The organism is Novosphingobium sp. ZW T3_23, from assembly GCF_044987305.1.
In the GTDB taxonomy this organism is placed as follows: Bacteria; Pseudomonadota; Alphaproteobacteria; order Sphingomonadales; family Sphingomonadaceae; genus Novosphingobium.
Window position 1 is genome coordinate 24,826 of sequence record NZ_JBJDRF010000043.1, and the last position, 18,104, is coordinate 42,929.

Consider the following 18,104-nt stretch of genomic DNA (forward strand, 5'->3'; position numbering starts at 1 on the left):
TACATTCTCGGGACGGACACTCGAGAGGTTAGGTGGCTAATCAGGCCTCCTAATGATGGATACACATTGAATTGGAACAGAATGTGCAGCAATCATCCGTCTGTGGCGATGTCAGAATTTGCCGGGTTCTGTGGTATCCAACTTGCCGAGGCTACCCGTGAGTGCTGCCGAAACCGGGACGGATGCGATGGGCATCTTCCCCTACCTCAATGGCGCGTTGACCTGTCACCACGTCCACCATGCAGTTGAAAAATTCCAGGGCTTCGTAAGGCGTTGTCAGCGGCAAGTGCACTTTTGCGCCGAGTAAGGCATCCGCCGCGTCTTCTTCGGTTGCATCCCGAAGCTGTATCAGCAGAATATCCTTGCGCGCCTTTCGGTCATCAAGCGCGCTGCTGAGTAAATCAGCGACCAGCCTCACGAAGTCCTGCCGTTCAGGCGCTTCCAGATTGATACGCAGGAAGTCCTCGATCGAAGTGCTCGTGACGGTGCCGCCTGATGAGCGGTTCGCTTCATGCACCACCGTGGTTTTGTCAGGGCCGTCTCCGCGGGCCAGATACCATTGGTCGCCGTTGGAGCTGACAGAGAATCGCAGCGCAGGATGGATCATGGCAAATCAAACTCCGCAAGGGTCACGGGAAAGCGCCGGAAAGGGTCCTGTTCGTCATCACCAAGGCCCTCGCGCGCGATAAAAGGGATAACGCTGGACGATGCCGACGATCAGCTTTGCCGAGAAAAGCTGACGCATCTCCTCGGCCCCCTCCGGCCTGACGCAGACAAGATGAGTGCCGCCGCCTGGCAGAGGCTCGATTGCACTGATTGACACGTGGTGCTCGGCGCATTGCCGCTCGACGTCTGCCTGCGGGAGATCGATGTTAAGCAGACGGCTCATGATGCGATCGTAAAATCGCGATTAATCCACAAATCAACGTTGTGCGCGCTTCTGCTCCACCCGACCGCAGCGTCTGCTCCAATGTCGGATTGATGGTTGCTGATCCGGTTCGCCGTGACGCCAGCTGCGGCGATGTGCCGCGTTTTTGCAAGACGCGTTCTGGCAGCGCCTGCACGCATTAGCGATAATTGGTGCTCGAAGTACTGGTGATTGAGATCCATGGCAATGCTCCCTTCTAATAAGCGGGAGCACTATGGTCTCTCAGTCGCCGGTGCTTAATTTTGTTTGCCAGCGATTGCACTTATGTAGGAGCAGAATCTTATTCTTCAATGGGACGCGTCTCAATTCCGAGTGAAATTTTCACGGCTTTTGCGCTGGCCATTCTCATCCGCTCAGTCCTCAATTCTCGGTCCCCAGGTACGGACGGTCCGTCGCTCCGGCAGCTGGCGACCAGAACAGGTCGTTACAGTCACTCACCTCCGATGTCTGAACCATATGAAAGCCGTCGTTCGATCTCACGGAAGTATTATTCACCACCTGCTCAAGGGGTGAGATGCTCGTCATGGCCATAGGTCTTAAATTTGGTAGATTAGATAGGCTGGCTGATGAGCGCGAACATCTCGCCGGTCGCTTTGTGATTATCGACGGGCGGACCTTTGCCGATCTGCCCGTGGCAAATCGCCAGTGAGGCCTCGACGATGTAGCGGCAGCGCTCGTAGCGGCGCGCGCGATAGGCCTCGAAGGCCGCTTCGGGCTCGGCGTGGGAAGAGAGTTCTTCGGCCAGCACCAGCGCGTCTTCGATTGCCATGCCCGCTCCCTGGCCCAAATGCGGCGTGGTGGCGTGGACGGCATCGCCCAGCAGCACGACCCGGCCCTTGTGCCACGGCCCGTGTACCATCAGGCCTTCGAGCGGGCGGTAGACCACTGCGGCATCGTCGGTGATTCTGTCAGCCAACGCCTGGATCTGCGGCGCGGCATTCTCCAGCTTGGAACGCATAACGGCTGCCAAACCCTCTCGCGAATAGAGAGGGTTTCCCGGCTCGGGACTTGTTGCAAACAGGTACATCTCATCCGAGCTCATCGGCACGAGGCCAACGCCAACAGGCCCATTATAGACATGAAGGGCATCCAGGTCGCTAGGGCGAGGAAAGGAATAGCGCCACACCCCTTGACCGGTGAATTCCGGTATTTCCGCATCGGGCAGAACGGAAGCGCGGGTCTGCGAATAAACGCCGTCAGCGCCAATGACGAGATCGTACTGCTCCTGATCACCGTGGGAGAAGTTTACAATCATGTGCTCTCCGGTATCGTCCAGCCCTGTCGCGGTGACACCCAGTCGAATGGTAACGCCCTGGGCCAGCGCACTGTCGCCCAGCACCTTCTGAAGCGCCCGGCGGCCGATGCCGACATTGGCAGGCTTTCCCGGGACTAGCCTGGGCGTGGGTACTCTAGCTACTCGTGCACCGGACGGGATGTAGATCTCGACCGCATCGAAGCCGCAGGCCGCATCGAGGAAGGTGTCGAGCACGCCAAGCTGGTTCATGGCGCGCACCACGTTGGCCTGCTGGATGATGCCAACACCATAAACCGACCATTCCGGGTCACGCTCGATTACCGTGATACGGTGGCCCTTCCGCGAAAGTGCAATCGCCGCGGACAAGCCGCCGATGCCAGCACCAATGATGAGGACCTTGAGATCATTCATACCGATATCCCTGAAACAGGAGATGGCGTCTCGTCGCGCCTAGATCTTGCGGAACTCTTCGCGGTCCGGCGATTTGCCGGACCGCGAAAAGCTGCCTGCTTTAAAAATCAAAGCCCAAGTTGAGGCCGAAACTACGCACCGAATCCAAGCCGAACTGCTGCGTGTAGGACAACTTCGGCGTTGCTGCGCCTCGCGCGTTCCTGGAGTTGGCATCGCCGGAATCGATGCCGATGGCAGTCGGGTTGATCTTGTTCGTGCAGTTTTTGCAGAACAGGGAGATGCGTAGCTGATCACCAATCTTGGCGCCGATGCTGGCCCCAAAGATGTCAATCGCACCCAGTCCAGCGCCTGGCGCCTGGTTCACTACGTAGTTGATGGACGAGCGGTGGTACCAGTTCCCCTGGATGAAAGGCCGCACGTTGCCATCCGTCGGTACTTCGTACTGCACCTGCACGGTCGAAGTGAACTTGGGCGCTGCGGGCAGGCGCAAGCCTGACGCATCGAACGTGCTGACCGTCGGCGAGCACCCCATCGTGGTCTGAGTGGGATAGCACTGCGCGCCCAGGAACGTGTCGAACTTTGAGGACAGCAGCGAAAGCGAGCTGTTAATCGTCAGGCCCTGGAACGGCGCGGCGATTATGCTGGCCTCGATGCCCTTGGACGTGACGGCGGCGGCGTTCTGCACCAAGAAGGTCGCCAGGTTGGGGTCGAAGGACTGCACCTGGAAATTGTCGAACTTGGTGTGGAAAGCAGAGAGGTTAAACGTCAAGCGACGGTCGAGGAAGCTGGACTTCACGCCGATTTCGGCCGTGTTCGAGGTTTCCTCACGCACGACAACGTCCGCCGTGGCTGTCGGGAAGCTATCGTTGAAGCCGGGCCCCTTATAGCCGCGACCATAGAAGCCATAAAACATCACTGTCGGCGTCGCCTGATACTGAGCGCCCACCTTCCAGCTGAAATCCGTGTTGTCATAGCTGGAGGTGAACGTACCGCGCGGGCCGCTTAGCGTCTGGAAGTAATTGAGCTGGTTTTGCGAGAGATCGAGATCGATCTTGTCATGCGTCACACGGCCGCCAGCAATGAGCTTGAACCCATCCACGAGCTCATAGGTCAGCTGCCCGAAAGCAGCATAGCTCTGCGTGTCGAGCACATAGTCGCGATCGCTGCCGACTTGCGCAACGTTAGTGCGGGTGCACCTCGCCGCAACAACGGAACCGACGCAGAAGGGGAAGCCCGCCAGTGTCGCGGCGGAGTTGTAGCTATTTCCGCCAAGCTGGCGAGAAGTGTCGAGCTGCGACTTGAACCAATAGAGACCGACTTGGCCGCTAAGCCTGTTTTCTGCCGGCAGTGCCACGCGCAGTTCGTTTGAGAACTGATCGTAGCGAGCCTGCGTCGCATTGATGTTAAGACCGTCGGAAGAGAGGTAATCCCCATCCAGCGACTGGTCCTGCGTATAGAAGCGCCAGGCGAAGATATTGCTGATCTCCAAGCCGGAATCCAGCGCGTAGCTGACTTGCGCCTGAGCCCCGCCGGTCTTGATATCGCGGAACTGGGCAGCGTCGCCGCCGAACAGCAGGTTCTTGCTACCTGGCGTGATCCCGTCAGCGGCGAGTGGGCCGAGGTTCGTACTGTCGGAAGCGACTTGCCTGTAGGTATTGTCGCCAAGACCTGCGATGCCGTGGTTTTCGTTATAGTCAGCAATCGCGTAGAAGGTGAGCTTGTCAGTGAGCTCGGCAAGATACTTGCCCTTAAGCGAGTAGCTACGCGCGTTCAAATCGTGACGTGTTCCAGGCAGGCGGGTGCCAACGTACGTCGTGCCCGGCTCCTGGTACGAATAAAGCCCGCTCAGGCGGAGAGCCGAATTTGCCGTTACCGGGATGTTGATTGCCTCGCGCAGGATCAGACCCGGCGCGGTGCGGTTCGCACCGGGTGTCGCGCGCGACGCCAATTCGATGTTGGTCGAGCTGGAAAATTCGCCGACCTTGGGACGCGTGGTGACGATGCTGAGAAGACCGGCCGATGCGTTTTTTCCGAACAGCAGACCTTGCGGGCCATTGAGCACTTCAACACGGGCGATGTCGTTCAGCATCGGGCTGTTGAGCAGCGGACGCCCGAGATTGACCTCATCGATGGCGAGCGCGACGCTGCTGTCGATCGTCCCCGCAAACGCCAGCGTACCTACGCCGCGGACCGCGAATGAATTGTCGACGCCCACCTGCAGTGAGGGCGCGGCTCGCGAAACCTGGGTCAAGTCGTTGAGGTTCTGCGAGCGGATAGTTTCCTCACTCACGGCGGTTAGGCTAACCGGAACACGCTGGATGCTTTCGCTTCGGCGTTGCGCGGTCACCACGATGTCGGTCGGCGAACTGGCAGCGGGATCACCGGACGATGGATCGGCGACTTGCGCGAAAGCGGCAGGTGCAGTGAGCATGGTTGCTGACAGCAGAATGATGGCTGCGGATTGGCGCACAGGATCCTCCTCTTTTCCCAACGGTCTTGCAAATTGACCTTACCAAAATCCTCTACGCCTTCTTTGGAGCCATGAGAAATTGATTGTTCAACTTGATGTCGATAAATGAAACGAATTGAGAGGAAGTTGCCATGCGTTTCAAGGGAATGGATTTAAACCTCTTCGTAGTGTTCGATGCACTCATGGAGACACGCAGCACCGCGCGCGCGGGCGACCGGATCGGCATCAGCCAACCTGCCGCGAGTTCAGCCTTGGCCAGGCTTAGGGATTACTTCGGGGATGAACTGCTGGTGGTCCAGGGCCGTAAAATGTTCCCTACCCCTTTCGCCGAGTCGCTGCTGCCACGGGTGCGCGAATGCCTGCGCCAAGCGGAAGAAGCTCTGACCAGTTCATCAGGCTTCTTCGCTGAGACTGCGGAACGAGAGTTCAGGATCGTCGCGTCTGACTATGTCGTAGCTGCAATCCTCGCGCCTCTAGCCAGTTCCTGGGCCGAGCGTGCACCTGGCCTCCGGTTCCACTTCATCCTGACGGATGAGCATGCCACCGAAAAACTAAGGCGCGGCCAAGTTGATTTACAGGTGACGCCGACGGAGTACGCTATTCCTGGTGTGCCTACCGAGCCGCTGTATGATGAACGCTATGTCCTTGCCGGATGGCGGCATCATCCGATTTTCGAAACCGACTTCGATCTCGGGCGAATCTTTGAGTACGGTCATGTCGCGGTGGCAGTGGGCAGTGAGCGATTGGCGACGGTCGGCGATCGCCAGATCGAACAATTGGGTTATCGCCGCCGCGTCGAAGTGACGGCCTCAGCTTTCACGGTGCTGCCTTGGCTGTTGGTCGGCACCCAGAGACTTGCGCTTATGCACCGGAGGTTGGCGGCGCTTTGTGCGGAACATTTCGATATAACCTACGCCGAGATCCCTGCTGCCCTGCAACCGCTCAAACAATTGGTGCAGTACCATCAAACCCGCGCGTCAGACCCCGGAATCCGCTGGCTGATCGATGAGATCAAGCAACGCGCGGGCGAGGGCACGGCAGCTCGGTAATGCGCTGCCGCGGCCATGCACGGAGGTCAGCTTCGAGCGGGCGCGGTCTTATTCCTGAGCAGACTCCAGAGCACTGCAGCGCCGACGAGATCGAGCAATCCCAGCGCAACAAACAGCGGATTGTAGCCTACAAGATCAACGCTCTGGCCGATGATAAGCGTGAAGATCATGCCCCCGATCCAAGCGATGCTGCCCGCCATCCCGCTGGCCGTGCCGACAGCACTGGTTTCGAAACTGTCGGCGCAAAGTGTGATCAGAGCACCGTTCAGCATCTGATGGGCAAATCCGCCGATGCAGAACAGCAGGATCGCCAGTCCAGGAGATCCCGCCCAACCGATGCAGGCAGGCCCCAACATGCATAGGGCGCCAGTGGTCATGGTGATTTTTCGAGATGTGATAACGCCGATCCCGCGCTTCATCAGCCAGCCCGGCAACAGTCCGGCTGCCAAGGATCCGAAATCGGCCGCGAGAAAAGGCATCCAAGCCCAGAGGGCCACGTCCTTGAGGTCGAGACGCCAGACCGAGACGAGGTAGAGCGGAATGAAGAAATTGAAAGTCTGCCAGGCTGGCTCAGCAAGGAAGCGCGGGACGGCGATTCCCCAGAAGCTGCGGCTGCGCAGCACATCGATCTTGCGGGCTGGGCGGCTGACACCTTCCTCGGCGCTTTTGGATTCCTCTAGCAGTGCCCGTTCATCGGACGTGAGACGGGGGTGGTCGGCAGGGGAGCGATAAGCGAACCACCAGAGAATGGCCCAGACCAGGCTGAGCGCGCCAGTGACGAGGAAGGCGGCCTGCCAGTTCCACCATAGGATGCAGAACGCTACGAGCGGAGGTGCCACCATGCTCCCGACGCTTGTGCCCATCTGGAAGCAACTGGTAGCCAGGGGGCGCTCATTGGCAGGGAACCATTCTGAAGTCACTTTGGCGCCGGCGGGTATTGCCGCTGCTTCGGTTGCGCCCAGGACTGCGCGGAAAAGCGCCAGGCTCTGCCAGCCCGTGGCAAAGACGTGGCCAATGTTGGACAGGGCCCAGCCAAGCGCGAATACGAAGAAGCCGAGCCGCGTGCCCATGACGTCGAGCAGGGTGCCAGCCACAGTCTGCATCACCGTGTAGCTAGCCTGAAACGCCAGTACAACCCAGCTGTACTGTTCTGTAGTCAGACCGAATTCGCCTTTTAGCGTCGGCGCAGCCACGGACAGCGTGGAGCGCGCCAGATAGTTCATGATCGTGCCCAGCGTAACCAGCCCGATCATCCACCAGCGCAATTTGCCTCGCAAGACGGCCATTCCTATCGGGCCTTCCTTTGTGCGGAGACTGGAACAACCTCGATCGCGGAAACGATGGCCTTGCCCTTGCGCGGCGTAAAAGCGAGATCGAGCGCGCCGCTGCGTGCTTCCACTTGGAAGGTTCGCACCAGGGGCTTAAGTGCGCCGCCTGCCAGCTTGGCGACATCGACATTTTCCAGCATGACCTTGCCATTGGCAGCCACGTCGAACGCTCGTTCTCCTTCAACGGCAGTGCCCTCCACGAATGTGACAGTCACGGTGTATCGCCCGGCTTCAAGCGGCAGGTGATAGCTGAAGGTGCCTTCGCGGAACGTGGCAAGCAGGTCGCGGCGATCGGGCGACTGGATAGCGGAGAGAATCGGCGGACGCCCCCGAGGGCGCTTGTCGAGCGAGGCCGCCTCGCCGCCCTTGAAGAACGCATCGGAGCCGAAGCCTTCGCCAGAAACCTGTGCTGCGATCAGCGCGCCAGCATCAATCCGGTAAGCATTGCGCCGGAATGACGCGAGTTGCCAGGTCACGACATCACGGGTTTCACCGTTGTCGAACTTGCCGATCGCTTCCAGCCGGTTTTCGCCAGGTTCAAGCCGCACTTCCGACCATATGCAAGTTCCGTTGTCGCAGCGGTTCATGGTGCCGATGCTACGACCATTCAAACGCAGTTCGGTCGCTGGAGCGTTACTGTAAGCCCGGACATCCACGCTCTGGTATGCGCGGTCAGTGTAGCGCCGGCCGGCCAAGTGCACAGTAGGTTCCGGCGACCAGTTGGCACGGTAGTAATAGAAAGCGTCCTTGCGGATCTTGCCGTCGTAGCTCACCAGCCCCTTGGTATTGATGTCACGCGCGTCCCCCTCGGTTCGGGTGGACGTGGCGAAATCAAAACTGTTCCAGATCCAGCTTGCCCAGATGAAAGGCCGGTCGGCGATGATCGGCCAGGTCTTTTCATGAAGCCAGGATTGATATTCTTCAGGCTGGTTCCGACCGCCCATATCGATCGGACCGCCCAGTGGATCATCCGTATGCAGCGAAAGGGCGCCTCCGGCACCGTATTCGGTGAGGGACTGAGGTTGTCCAGGCCGTTTCGCATGCAGCGCATCTAGATGCGGCGCCAAGCCTTCTGGCTTGCCGTAGTACCATCCAAAGTAGCGGTTGGCGCCAGAGGTCTGTGTGATGCCGGCAACGTCTGGAACGTCCGGCATGTCACGGTCTTCGCAGCAAGTCGCCAGGGTGGTCCGCCGGGAAGGATCCTCGGCTATAGCCAAAGCATTCAGTTCACGCAGGAAGGGTGACGGGTCGCTCGGCTTGACGACGAGTCCGCGCCCCAGGAAGTCGGGACGGCCGGGACCGAAGTCGACCTCGTTGGCTATGCCCCAAACCGCAACCGAGGGGTGGTTGTAGTTCTGCCGGATCATTTCCTGCAACTGCTGCCTCGCCTGAGCACGAATGCCGGCGGGCGCAGCTCCCTGAGCTTCTTCGAGCGTCCATGCGGTAACGAGTGCAATCTCGTCCCAGAGGATGAGACCATAGCGATCAGCCAGATCGTGAACCGTCTGGCCATGCTGGTAGTGGGTGAGGCGAATGGTGTTCGCGCCCATGTTACGAATGGTGGCAACGCGATCGGCGATCTCCGCTTCTGTCATGCCCCAGCCCGATTCCATGCTGTCCTGGTGGAAGCCGACGCCGCGGAGCGGAACGTGCTTTCCGTTCAGGAAGAAGCCCTTGGCCGGATCGATGCGGATCTCGCGAATCCCGTAAGTCTGCCGCCGCACATCTACAACCTGGCCTTTGCGATCTCGTAGCTCCACTTCGAGATTGTAGAGGTAGGGATCGCTGGTGCCTTGCCATAAATGAGGTTTCGGAACTGTAAGCTGCTGGTGAATTTCTGCTTTCGTCTTGGTTCCGAGGCGCACCGGGGTGCTGGTCTCCGCTGCCACTGTTCCGTCCGCAGCGACCAACCGGGCGCGAGCGGTGCCCGAGAAAGCCGCCCCGCCATCGTTAGCAAATTTTGAGAGAAGCGACACGGACGCCCTGGCAGCATCGATCCGATCTGTACGTGCGTAAATGCCGGGGCCGCCATGATCGGTCATATCGACATGCGCGGCGTTCGTGACCACCATGCGAACCGGACGATAGAGGCCCCCCTGGACCACAAAATCGCCGAGCAGGGGAAGCGAATCTGCTGTGGCGCTGCCGAGCTTCGGTGCACTGTTGTCCACTTTAACCGCCAGCAGGTTCTTAGTACCCGGCTTGATGAGGTCGGTGGCGTCGAGGCGGAAGCGGGAAAAGCCGCTGTCATGCATGCCAAGCTTGCGGCCGTTCACCCAAATCTCCGCGCGTCGGCTTGCCGCATCAAACTCGAGCCAAAGCCGTTGTCCGTTCCGGAGCAAGGGCGCATCGAAATTCAGCCGATACCAGGCGACTCCCTGATAGGTATCCAAGGACCGGACCGTCTCGACCTTTGCCGCCGCTTCATATTCGCCGATCCGGTTCCACGAATGCGGCACTTTAACGATCTGCCAGTTTGCATCGGAGAACTCGGGTGCTTGGGCGGCATCGTCACCTTTGTGGAAACGCCATCCCTCGCTCAAGTCCACTACGGAGCGAATAACGCCCGCATCTTGGGAGACTGGAGCGGGCTTACCTTGCGCCAGGGCGGCGGAAGGGATCAATGCGGAGAGGGCAAGGCCCGCCAGCCATTCGTAGCGCATCCTCGGTTTCCTTCTGTTCTGCTGATTTTCAGGCCATCGCATGGAGAATAGCCCAAATTAGAAAATTGGCTAGGTCACATTCGCTTCGCGTCAATAAGCGCAAGCAATTCCTTTGCATCGCTTGACCGGAGCGCGCTTTCTCCGCAGATCACTCCATCGTGGCCCAAGATGGCATGCACAGCTTCCGCAGAGGTGCGGCCTTTCCATGCAAGTGCCAAGGCTTCCGCCATGGGATCGTCGACAGCTCCCCATATTGCCGTATTGTCGCCGCGGACATGCCGCAGCCACGCGGCCAAGGCGGTCAGAATAGCCGGGCAACGATTGCGGCTTTCCAAGAGTGTTTCCAACCAGCGCTGTGTGATCTTCTGACTTCCGTCCATCGCAATCTGGATCAGTCGGTGGTTGAGCGCAGGATTGGCGAAACGGTGGAGCAAGGCGTCTGCATATGCGCCGAGATCCTGACCAGGCGCGGCTGGAATGGTTGGAGCAGCCTCATCACGCATCAATTGCTCGATCACGGGCCTGATCGCCGGGTCAGCCACGGCTTCGTGGACGAAAGTGTGGCCTTGCTCCAGCCCGAGGTACGCCAGTGCCGAATGTGCACCGTTGAGCAGCCGCAGTTTCGCCGTCTCATACGGCGTTACATCGGCGACCAATTCAGCGCCTACCCTCTCCCAGGCGGGTCGCTGGCCGGCAAACCGGTCCTCGATCACCCATTGGCTGAACGGCTCGGTTACGACCGCCCCCCGGTCTTCCATGTCGATCGCAGCAGCCACGGCGTCGAGATCGGCAATCGTAGTGGCCGGGACGATCCGGTCCACCATCGAGCAAGGGAACGTGCAGGTTCGCGCCGTCCATTCAGCGAGTTCCGGGTCCTGCTTCCGCAAGTATGCGGTCAGCAGATTTTCGAGCTGCCGGCCATTGTGTGCAAGATTGTCGCAGGAGAGGAGCGTAAGCCCGGGAAGGCCCGCGTCCAGGCGGCGGCGAAGTCCTCGGCCGAGGAATGGATAAATACTGCCTTCTTGGGCCAGTTCGGGATCCAGCGACCCCTCGGCGGTGCGACAGTACCCTTTTTCGGTCACGGTGAATGTGATGATGTGGGTTTCCGGCGCTGCGATCGCGGCCGCGACGGCTTCCGGTTGCTCGCTTGCTGTCAGAACCTGCCGGACCGAACCGATTACCCGCACGGCTCGGCCCCCGGGCGAGCATTCGGTAACCGTATAGAGCCCGTCCTGCGGATTAAGTTGCTGCGCTACGGTTGCGGAGCGCAGCGAGATGCCGACGATGCTCCAGCCGGCGCCGTCTTGCTTCTGGTCTTGCGCTTTGTCTGTGTACCAAGCCTGGTGCGCTCGGTGGAACGCGCCTATCCCGAAGTGCACGATGCCGAAGCGTGCAGTCTGGACATTCTTTGCACCCATATCTCTGACTGGAGGAGTGACGCTTGCTGGCAGAGAGCCGACCGTTGCGAAGGAAAGCCGGGTCACAGCTTGTACGCCCTCTTCGCAAGGTTGTAGGCAAGATCCTGCGCCAGTTCGGCCGCCTCCCAGTCCGCTATCCGGTGCTCGGCCACCAACTGTGCCAGAACACCGCAGTCGATCCGTCGAGCAACGTCGTGGCGGGCCGGAATGGAGAGGAATGCGCGGGTATCGTCATTGAAGCCGACGGTATTGTAAAAGCCCGCCGTCTCCGTCGTCATCAGGCGGAAGCGCCGCATGCCTTCGGGACTGTCGTGGAACCACCATGCCGGGCCGAGCTTCAGGCTGGGATAATGACCGGCCAAGGGTGCAAGTTCGCGAGCGTACGTGCTTTCATCCAAGGTAAACAGGATGATCGAAAGGCGCGGATCGTTGCCGAAGCGGTCCAGCAGCGGCTTCAGGTTGGCCACGAACTCCGCGCGGACCGGTATATCCGCACCCTTGTCTCGCCCGAAACGCTCGAAAACGCTGGCGTTGTGGTTACGGAAAGAGCCAGGGTGAATCTGCATGACCAACCCGTCGTCGAGGCTCATCGCCGCCATCTCGGTGAGCATCTGCGCTCGGAACAGTTCGGCATCCTCGTGCGTGAAATTACCTATTGAAACGCGTGTGAACAGCGCCTCCGCTTCCGCCAGGGTAAGATCTGCCGTGCGGGGAGTGGGGTGACCGTGGTCGGTCGACGTAGCGCCCATGGCTGCGAAAAACGCTCGCCTCTGGCGATGGGCCGCGAGGTAGCCAGTCCAAGTCATGCAGTCTTCTCCGGTAATTTCAGAGAAGCGGCGTAAATTGTCGCGAAAACCCTCAAACTCGGGGTCAACCACTGGGTCAGGACGATAGGCGGTCACGACCCGGCCTTGCCAGCCGGTTGAACGACTGTTCTCCACCTTCACCGCAGCATGGTGCTCCAACGATTCCAGTGGACTTTCCGTCGTTGCAATCACCTCAATCCGGTAGCGGTCGAACAAGGCGCGCGGGCGGAACGAATCAGTCTCGAGCATTTCGGTTATGGTGTCGAAGTAGAGGTCGCTCGTATCCTTGCTGAGCTGGACGCCCATGCCGAACACCTCGGCGAAGACCCAGTCCAGCCACATGCGTGACGGGGTGCCGCGAAACAGATGATAATTCTGTGCCAGAAGTCGCCAGGCCTCTCGCGGGTTCGCCAAGCGGTTGCCAATGCCCAGCGATTCGAGCGCCACGCCTTGCGAATAGAGCATCCGGAAGACGTAGTGATCTGGGGTCAACAGCATGTCGGCCGCGTTGCCGAAGGGCTCATTGCCCGCGAACCAGGAGGGATCGGTATGGCCGTGCGGGCTGACGATCGGGAGCTTCTCGACACTCTGATGAAGCGCGCGCGCGATCCGGCGGATGGAAGGATCGGCCGGGAACAGGCGATCGGAGTGAAGTTCGAGAGATCGCGGGAACATGTCTTCAGGCTCCTGGCACGTGTTGTCTCTCCCTTGTAAGGCTTTTCCAATCGTTAGCAAGTGGACATACCACTTGATGATATATGGCAAGGGCAATATACGAATGACATTACGCCAGGTGGGCTGGCGACAGCACAAGCGGAGATCGCCAGTGAAGATCACATCGGCCAAAGTTATCGTGACATGCCCGGGACGGAATTTCGTGACGCTGAAGATCATGACCGATCAAGGTGTCTACGGCATCGGCGATGCGACCATGAACGGGCGCGAGAAGGCAGTGGTCTCCTATCTCGAAGATCACGTGGCGCCTTGTTTGATCGGCATGGATCCCCGGCGGATCGAGGATATCTGGCAGTATCTCTACAAGGGTGCCTACTGGCGCCGCGGACCGGTAACGATGCGAGCCATCGCTGCAGTGGACGTCGCGCTGTGGGACATCAAGGCCAAGATGGCGAACATGCCTCTCTACCAGTTGTTGGGTGGTCGCAGCCGCGACGGCGTAATGGTCTACGGCCACGCGAACGGTGGCGATATCGCGGAAACGGTAGATGCGGTAGGGCATTACATCGATCTTGGTTACAAAGCCATTCGCGCCCAAACCGGCGTCCCCGGCATCAAGGATGCCTATGGGGTCGGTCGCGGCAAGCTCTACTACGAGCCCGCTGACGCTGCACTTCCCTCGGTCACTGGCTGGGACACGCGAAAAGCGCTCAACTACGTCCCTAAGATGTTCGAGAAGCTGCGCGAAACTTACGGCTTCGACCATCATCTGCTGCATGATGGCCACCACCGTTATACCCCGCAGGAGGCGGCGAACCTCGGCAAGATGCTGGAGCCTTATCAGTTGTTCTGGCTGGAAGACTGCACTCCGGCGGAGAACCAGGAAGCGTTCAAGCTGGTGCGGCAGCACACGGTGACGCCGCTCGCCGTCGGAGAGATTTTCAACACGATCTGGGATGCCAAGGACCTGATCCAGAACCAGCTCATCGACTATATCCGATGCACGATCGTCAGCGCGGGCGGCGTCACCCACTTGCGGCGGATCGCCGATTTCGCAAGTCTGTACCAGATCCGCACCGGCAGCCACGGCGCCACCGACCTCTCTCCCGTCACCATGGGCACGGCACTGCATTTCGATACCTGGGTTCCGAACTTCGGCATTCAGGAATACATGCGGCATACCGAAGAGACGGATGCCGTTTTCCCGCACGACTACCACTTCGAAAAAGGCGAGCTGTTCTGCGGCGACACGCCGGGTCACGGTGTTGACATCGATGAAGAACTTGCCGCGAAGTACCCCTACAAGCCTGCCTATCTGCCGGTCGCCCGGCTTGAGGACGGGACGATGTGGAGCTGGTAATCGAAATCAGGAAAGTCGATTGAAATGGCAAGGATCGTCTGCCTCGGTGAGGGCATGGTGGAGCTTTCAAACGAAGCAGGCGCGTGGAGCGTCGGGTTCGGCGGGGATACGCTGAACACCGCAATCCACCTTGCCCGGGCGGGGCATGATGTCGCCTACCTGACGGCGATCGGCAACGATGCATTCAGCCGAACGCTGCGCGCGGCGTGGGAAGCGGAGGGGATCGACTGCGACCTTGTTCTCACTCACCCGACGCGGCAGGTGGGCCTCTACGCCATTGCGACGGATGCTGCCGGCGAACGGAGCTTTGGCTACTGGCGTGACACCAGCGCCGCACGCGCATTGTTCGAGCTGGAGGCTGCGGAAGCGACCCTGCTCATCGCTGAGAAAGCCGATCTGCTCTGCTTCTCACTCATCTCGCTGGCAATCCTGCCTCCGGAAGGACGAGAGCGCTTGTTGCGACTAGCGGCAGGCGTGCGGGCGCGCGGCGGTCGGGTCGCTTTCGACGGCAATTATCGCGCGCGCTTATGGGAAAGCCCGGAAGCTGCTGCCCACTGGCGTGATCGGGCGATAGCCACGGCGTCCTTTGGTCTGCCTACCCTGGAAGACGAGGCTGCAATCGCGCGCGACAATGGCGCTTCGGACGAGTGTGAGCACCGCGCAGCGCAAGTTGAGGCCCATTGGCAGAGCCTCGGCTGCAGCGAAGTGATCGTCAAGTTGGGCGCTCGAGGATGCCGGCTGCCTGACGGGGAGGACTGCCCGGTCCCGCAAGTGCTGCACCCGGTGGACACCAGCGGCGCGGGGGACGCATTCAATGGCGGCTATCTCGGCGCCCGAATGAATGACGCTCCAATCATAGAGGCGGCTAAGGCAGGTCATGCTCTCGCGGGATGGAATGTAATGCGGAAAGGAGCCATCCCATGCTGGGATGGGGATGCGCCGTACGTGTCTTGCCAAGAGGTAAGATATCTTGCGCCTCGAAACTTCTTGTGACAACCAAACTGGATGGCTGAACGGTTAAAATTGTACCAGCGCGTCGCGCGCGATATAGAACAGACTATCCGAGATGGAATTTATCCATCAGGAACGCGTCTGCCGCCCGAGCGCGATCTTGCCGAGCGATTTCAGGTCAGCCGCCCCACGATCCGTGAGGCCATGATCGCGCTCGAAATGCGCAATCTCGTGGAGGTGCGGCACGGCTCCGGCGTCTATATCGTGGAGCAGCTTCCGATAGACCCTGAAATCTCCGAACTAAACGTCGGAGCTTTCGAACTGATAGAAGCGCGCATTATGTTCGAGGGCGAAGCCGCCGCGTTGGCCGCCACTGTTATGTCCGACGAGGAGATAGCACGGCTGCGGATCATCCTCGAAAGGATGGAGGCACTTGATCCTGCTTCTGCCGAGGAACTCACCTTTGACCGACAATTTCACATGGCGATTGCCGAAGGGACGCAGAGTTCCCTCGTGGCGCAGGCGATCGAGCATTTGTGGGATCTGCGCGAACAGTCACCGCTTTGCCGACACATGTTCGAACAGGCTCGACGCGAGGGTATAAACCCTCGGCCGGAGGAACATAGGCGTATCTATGATGCTTTGGTTGATCGTAACAGTGAGGAAGCCCGCAGCGCAATGCGTTCCCATCTCATCCGCGTGTCAGAGGACCTGCTGGTGGTAACGGAGTTGCAGTTGATCGAAAACGCCAAACGGGAAATAGGCGAGAAGCGTCGACGCCTCGTATCACGAGAGGCGCGACAATAATCAGTTTTTCGAAATCGCATTACCTAACCTGGGGGGCCTAAATAAGAGGGGATCGCCGTTTTTGGCAGCACCATTCAGAAATCGAAACGGCAGAAATGCAGATGAAAGCTGACGTTACGGGCGTTAGCTCTGAACGACTGCTTTGTCCCAAGCCAAGGCATAAGCTGCGATATGCGACAAGCAGGCGTTTCCCGAGCCCAAGGACGCCACCGTATATCTGCGCCGGTGGGACGTAGCGCCCCCATTTCAGAACAAAGGATCGCTACGGCCAATTGCCGCCTTGGACCCGTCCGCACCTAGGCGGACGGAGTGCCGGAGTTTCAGGCACAATCCGCCTGATGGAGGAGGATGAACTCAGCTTTCGTTACGATCTAAGCGTCTTCGACGCAGAAGCATCGAAGGCCAACGGTCAGGTTGTGACTGAATGCAACGCCGGCTTTCGAATTCAACGAGATTCGGCCTTACAAATCTGGGAGACCCGGCGGGAAGGGATATTGCCGGACCCGAACAAGACAGGCCAGATGGGGTATCCCTAGATTGAAGTATGGGCTTTGCTCGGCATACATCCGAGCGAGCGCAAGCGCCTCCCCGCAGCTCTCGGCCTTAATGAGGAATGTCTCGATCGCGAAGAGAAAGTCGGCGCTATAGAACTCCGCGCAGCCGAGCCGGTAGCTGCGCGAAAACTCCAGGAAGGCGTCCATAATGGTATCCTCCCGTGAGGCAGACTATGCGGTCGCGGTCTGGCCATCAATTCGCACGCTCGAGGATCCTGCGAGCCCTGGTCTCGTACTCGAGCCGGTCGTCCTGATGCGATTTGCTCCGGGCAACCGCGGTAATGCCCTGCACGAAATCGTAGAGGGAAGACGGCGAATGGCCTTCTTCGTCGAGCACTGCCGCGATTATGCGCGAGGTGTCGACTTTGGAAAAGCCACGTTCCCGCAGGAATGTCGTCCGATCCTCGTCGGTACGGGCCACGAGGCGCTCACGTGCTGTCTTCACGCCTTCGACAAAGCTCCGCGGCGAGGAATTGGCGAAGCGCGTCAGCGCTGGCCCGGCCTGCTCGGCGAAGCGGTTGGCGGCAAATTTCGAGTGACGCAGACTGATCTCTTTGAAATCCTCGACGCCCCAGAGGTTCCGGTTCATGCACACGGCGCGCAGATAGAAAGTCGCGATCCCTATCGTCTTCGAGCCGACCTCGCTGTTCCAACAGTAGAAGCCGGGAAAAAAGAGGTCCGGCTCACCGCCCGGAAGCCTACCGGCTTCAATCGGATGGGTGTCGTCAACGAGGAAAACGAACACGTCGCGGTCGGATGCGTAAAGCGTCGTCGTGCCGGAAGTGACGTCAACGTGCGGGTTATAAGTCATCGTCGACCAGTCGAGCACGCCCGGCACTTTCCAGCGTGTGTCACCGGTACCGTTCCCGGCAATGCGCATGACGGCAGATACCAGCTCATGATCCCAGATCCTGCCATAGTCGGGCCCCGTCACGGCGCGCAGTTCAGTTCGATGCTCCGAGGTCTCGAGCAGCTTCACGTGTTCGCCTCTGTGCGAGAGCAACCCGTGCTGGAGGTTAATGCCTGCAAGGGCCGCCGGTAGTTGGCGCAAATAAGCCGCCGGCGCGCCGATCAGGCTGCAAAGCTGACCGAACGACCAATTGGTCGGCGCGACAGCTTCGCCGCCGGGGACCAGCAGTTCCAACCGGCCCGCACCGGACGACTCCGCTCGAACCTCGATAGCACGGGTTTCCACGATGCGTGTCGAGGCTGTCTGTCCTCGCGCAAGCACCCGGGCATAGAGCTCATCAAGTGAAAGAAAGCGCTCATCGGCAGGGCGGGCAAACCATTCGGACGATACGCGCGAAATGTTTTGCCCCTTGCTGATATCGACGCGGTATGGCGCGCGGGCGGGAGTGCCCTGGTAGGCAGATGTATTGGACATGGCGGATCTCCTTTGTTGCAAGAGCGCAAACCCACGCTCCACCCT

At 59.7% G+C, this 18,104-nt stretch carries 15 protein-coding genes; 4 read left to right on the top strand and 11 right to left on the bottom strand.

The genetic code is table 11. The features are described from left to right. Positions 1–151 precede the first annotated feature (151 nt). The 5 genes from ACI3K3_RS18755 to ACI3K3_RS18775 all read right to left on the bottom strand — a co-directional run bounded on the left by ACI3K3_RS18755 (position 152) and on the right by ACI3K3_RS18775 (position 5,064). Positions 152–607 (bottom strand): hypothetical protein, encoded by a 456-nt coding sequence (locus tag ACI3K3_RS18755; RefSeq protein WP_404916403.1) that lies wholly within the window; start codon positions 605–607, stop codon positions 152–154. A 57-nt stretch (positions 608–664) separates the two neighbouring features. After that, positions 665–889 (bottom strand): hypothetical protein, encoded by a 225-nt coding sequence (locus ACI3K3_RS18760; protein WP_404916405.1) that lies wholly within the window; start codon positions 887–889, stop codon positions 665–667. Continuing rightward, a complete protein-coding gene (locus ACI3K3_RS18765; protein ID WP_404916407.1) occupies positions 886–1,110 on the bottom strand; it encodes a hypothetical protein in 225 nt (74 codons plus the stop codon). Before ACI3K3_RS18765 ends, ACI3K3_RS18760 begins: the two co-directional genes overlap by 4 nt. A 368-nt stretch (positions 1,111–1,478) precedes the next feature. Beyond that, positions 1,479–2,594 carry an FAD-dependent oxidoreductase gene (locus ACI3K3_RS18770; RefSeq protein WP_404916409.1) on the bottom strand — a complete coding sequence of 372 codons (1,116 nt, stop codon included), beginning with the start codon at positions 2,592–2,594 and terminating at the stop codon, positions 1,479–1,481. Positions 2,595–2,694: 100 nt separating this feature from the next. Beyond that, the gene (locus tag ACI3K3_RS18775) at positions 2,695–5,064 is read right to left on the bottom strand and encodes a TonB-dependent receptor (RefSeq protein ID WP_404916411.1); all 2,370 of its coding nucleotides are present in this window, start codon (positions 5,062–5,064) and stop codon (positions 2,695–2,697) included. Between the two features lie 131 nt (positions 5,065–5,195). Between ACI3K3_RS18775 and ACI3K3_RS18780 the strand changes: the two genes are divergently transcribed. Further along, on the top strand, positions 5,196–6,113 hold the full coding sequence (locus ACI3K3_RS18780; RefSeq protein ID WP_404916413.1) for a LysR family transcriptional regulator: 918 nt from the start codon (positions 5,196–5,198) through the stop codon (positions 6,111–6,113). A gap of 26 nt (positions 6,114–6,139) precedes the next feature. Here the strand turns inward: ACI3K3_RS18780 and ACI3K3_RS18785 are convergent, their stop codons facing one another. The 4 genes from ACI3K3_RS18785 to uxaC form a co-directional block, all read right to left on the bottom strand. Next, a complete protein-coding gene (locus tag ACI3K3_RS18785; protein WP_404916415.1) occupies positions 6,140–7,366 on the bottom strand; it encodes an MFS transporter in 1,227 nt (408 codons plus the stop codon). Positions 7,367–7,401: 35 nt separating this feature from the next. Continuing rightward, positions 7,402–10,104, bottom strand: a complete 2,703-nt coding sequence (locus ACI3K3_RS18790) for a glycoside hydrolase family 2 TIM barrel-domain containing protein (RefSeq protein WP_404916417.1) — start codon at positions 10,102–10,104, stop codon at positions 7,402–7,404. A gap of 74 nt (positions 10,105–10,178) precedes the next feature. After that, complete coding sequence (locus tag ACI3K3_RS18795; RefSeq protein ID WP_404916419.1) at positions 10,179–11,522, bottom strand: mannitol dehydrogenase family protein; 1,344 nt, start codon at positions 11,520–11,522, stop codon at positions 10,179–10,181. Between the two features lie 62 nt (positions 11,523–11,584). Further along, positions 11,585–13,003: a glucuronate isomerase gene (uxaC, locus tag ACI3K3_RS18800; RefSeq protein ID WP_404916421.1), complete on the bottom strand. Its 1,419-nt coding sequence runs from the start codon at positions 13,001–13,003 to the stop codon at positions 11,585–11,587. 151 nt (positions 13,004–13,154) lie between these two features. Here uxaC and manD point away from each other — a divergent pair, with 151 nt between their 5' ends. From manD to ACI3K3_RS18815, 3 genes are read left to right on the top strand one after another with little or no spacing between them, the layout of a single operon-like run. Beyond that, positions 13,155–14,363 (top strand): D-mannonate dehydratase ManD, encoded by a 1,209-nt coding sequence (gene manD / locus ACI3K3_RS18805; protein WP_404916423.1) that lies wholly within the window; start codon positions 13,155–13,157, stop codon positions 14,361–14,363. 24 nt (positions 14,364–14,387) lie between these two features. Next, positions 14,388–15,356 carry a sugar kinase gene (locus tag ACI3K3_RS18810; RefSeq protein WP_404916425.1) on the top strand — a complete coding sequence of 323 codons (969 nt, stop codon included), beginning with the start codon at positions 14,388–14,390 and terminating at the stop codon, positions 15,354–15,356. 12 nt (positions 15,357–15,368) lie between these two features. Beyond that, positions 15,369–16,121 carry a FadR/GntR family transcriptional regulator gene (locus tag ACI3K3_RS18815; RefSeq protein WP_404916427.1) on the top strand — a complete coding sequence of 251 codons (753 nt, stop codon included), beginning with the start codon at positions 15,369–15,371 and terminating at the stop codon, positions 16,119–16,121. A gap of 461 nt (positions 16,122–16,582) precedes the next feature. Here the strand turns inward: ACI3K3_RS18815 and ACI3K3_RS18820 are convergent, their stop codons facing one another. Then, positions 16,583–16,822, bottom strand: a complete 240-nt coding sequence (locus tag ACI3K3_RS18820; RefSeq protein WP_404916429.1) for a hypothetical protein — start codon at positions 16,820–16,822, stop codon at positions 16,583–16,585. 46 nt (positions 16,823–16,868) lie between these two features. Further along, the gene (locus ACI3K3_RS18825) at positions 16,869–18,059 is read right to left on the bottom strand and encodes a DUF932 domain-containing protein (protein ID WP_404916431.1); all 1,191 of its coding nucleotides are present in this window, start codon (positions 18,057–18,059) and stop codon (positions 16,869–16,871) included. Between the last annotated feature and the right edge of the window lie 45 nt (positions 18,060–18,104).

What these genes read in the sequence shown, in the direction of transcription:
- ACI3K3_RS18755 (WP_404916403.1), bottom strand. Translation starts at nt 607, where the DNA reads ATGATCCATCCTGCGCTGCGATTCTCTGTCAGCTCCAACGGCGACCAA.
- ACI3K3_RS18760 (WP_404916405.1), bottom strand. Translation starts at nt 889, where the DNA reads ATGAGCCGTCTGCTTAACATCGATCTCCCGCAGGCAGACGTCGAGCGG.
- ACI3K3_RS18765 (WP_404916407.1), bottom strand. Translation starts at nt 1,110, where the DNA reads ATGGATCTCAATCACCAGTACTTCGAGCACCAATTATCGCTAATGCGT.
- ACI3K3_RS18770 (WP_404916409.1), bottom strand. Translation starts at nt 2,594, where the DNA reads ATGAATGATCTCAAGGTCCTCATCATTGGTGCTGGCATCGGCGGCTTG.
- ACI3K3_RS18780 (WP_404916413.1), top strand. Translation starts at nt 5,196, where the DNA reads ATGCGTTTCAAGGGAATGGATTTAAACCTCTTCGTAGTGTTCGATGCA.
- ACI3K3_RS18785 (WP_404916415.1), bottom strand. Translation starts at nt 7,366, where the DNA reads ATGATCGGGCTGGTTACGCTGGGCACGATCATGAACTATCTGGCGCGC.
- ACI3K3_RS18790 (WP_404916417.1), bottom strand. Translation starts at nt 10,104, where the DNA reads ATGCGCTACGAATGGCTGGCGGGCCTTGCCCTCTCCGCATTGATCCCT.
- ACI3K3_RS18795 (WP_404916419.1), bottom strand. Translation starts at nt 11,522, where the DNA reads ATGGGTGCAAAGAATGTCCAGACTGCACGCTTCGGCATCGTGCACTTC.
- uxaC (WP_404916421.1), bottom strand. Translation starts at nt 13,003, where the DNA reads ATGTTCCCGCGATCTCTCGAACTTCACTCCGATCGCCTGTTCCCGGCC.
- ACI3K3_RS18810 (WP_404916425.1), top strand. Translation starts at nt 14,388, where the DNA reads ATGGCAAGGATCGTCTGCCTCGGTGAGGGCATGGTGGAGCTTTCAAAC.
- ACI3K3_RS18815 (WP_404916427.1), top strand. Translation starts at nt 15,369, where the DNA reads ATGGCTGAACGGTTAAAATTGTACCAGCGCGTCGCGCGCGATATAGAA.
- ACI3K3_RS18820 (WP_404916429.1), bottom strand. Translation starts at nt 16,822, where the DNA reads ATGGACGCCTTCCTGGAGTTTTCGCGCAGCTACCGGCTCGGCTGCGCG.
- ACI3K3_RS18825 (WP_404916431.1), bottom strand. Translation starts at nt 18,059, where the DNA reads ATGTCCAATACATCTGCCTACCAGGGCACTCCCGCCCGCGCGCCATAC.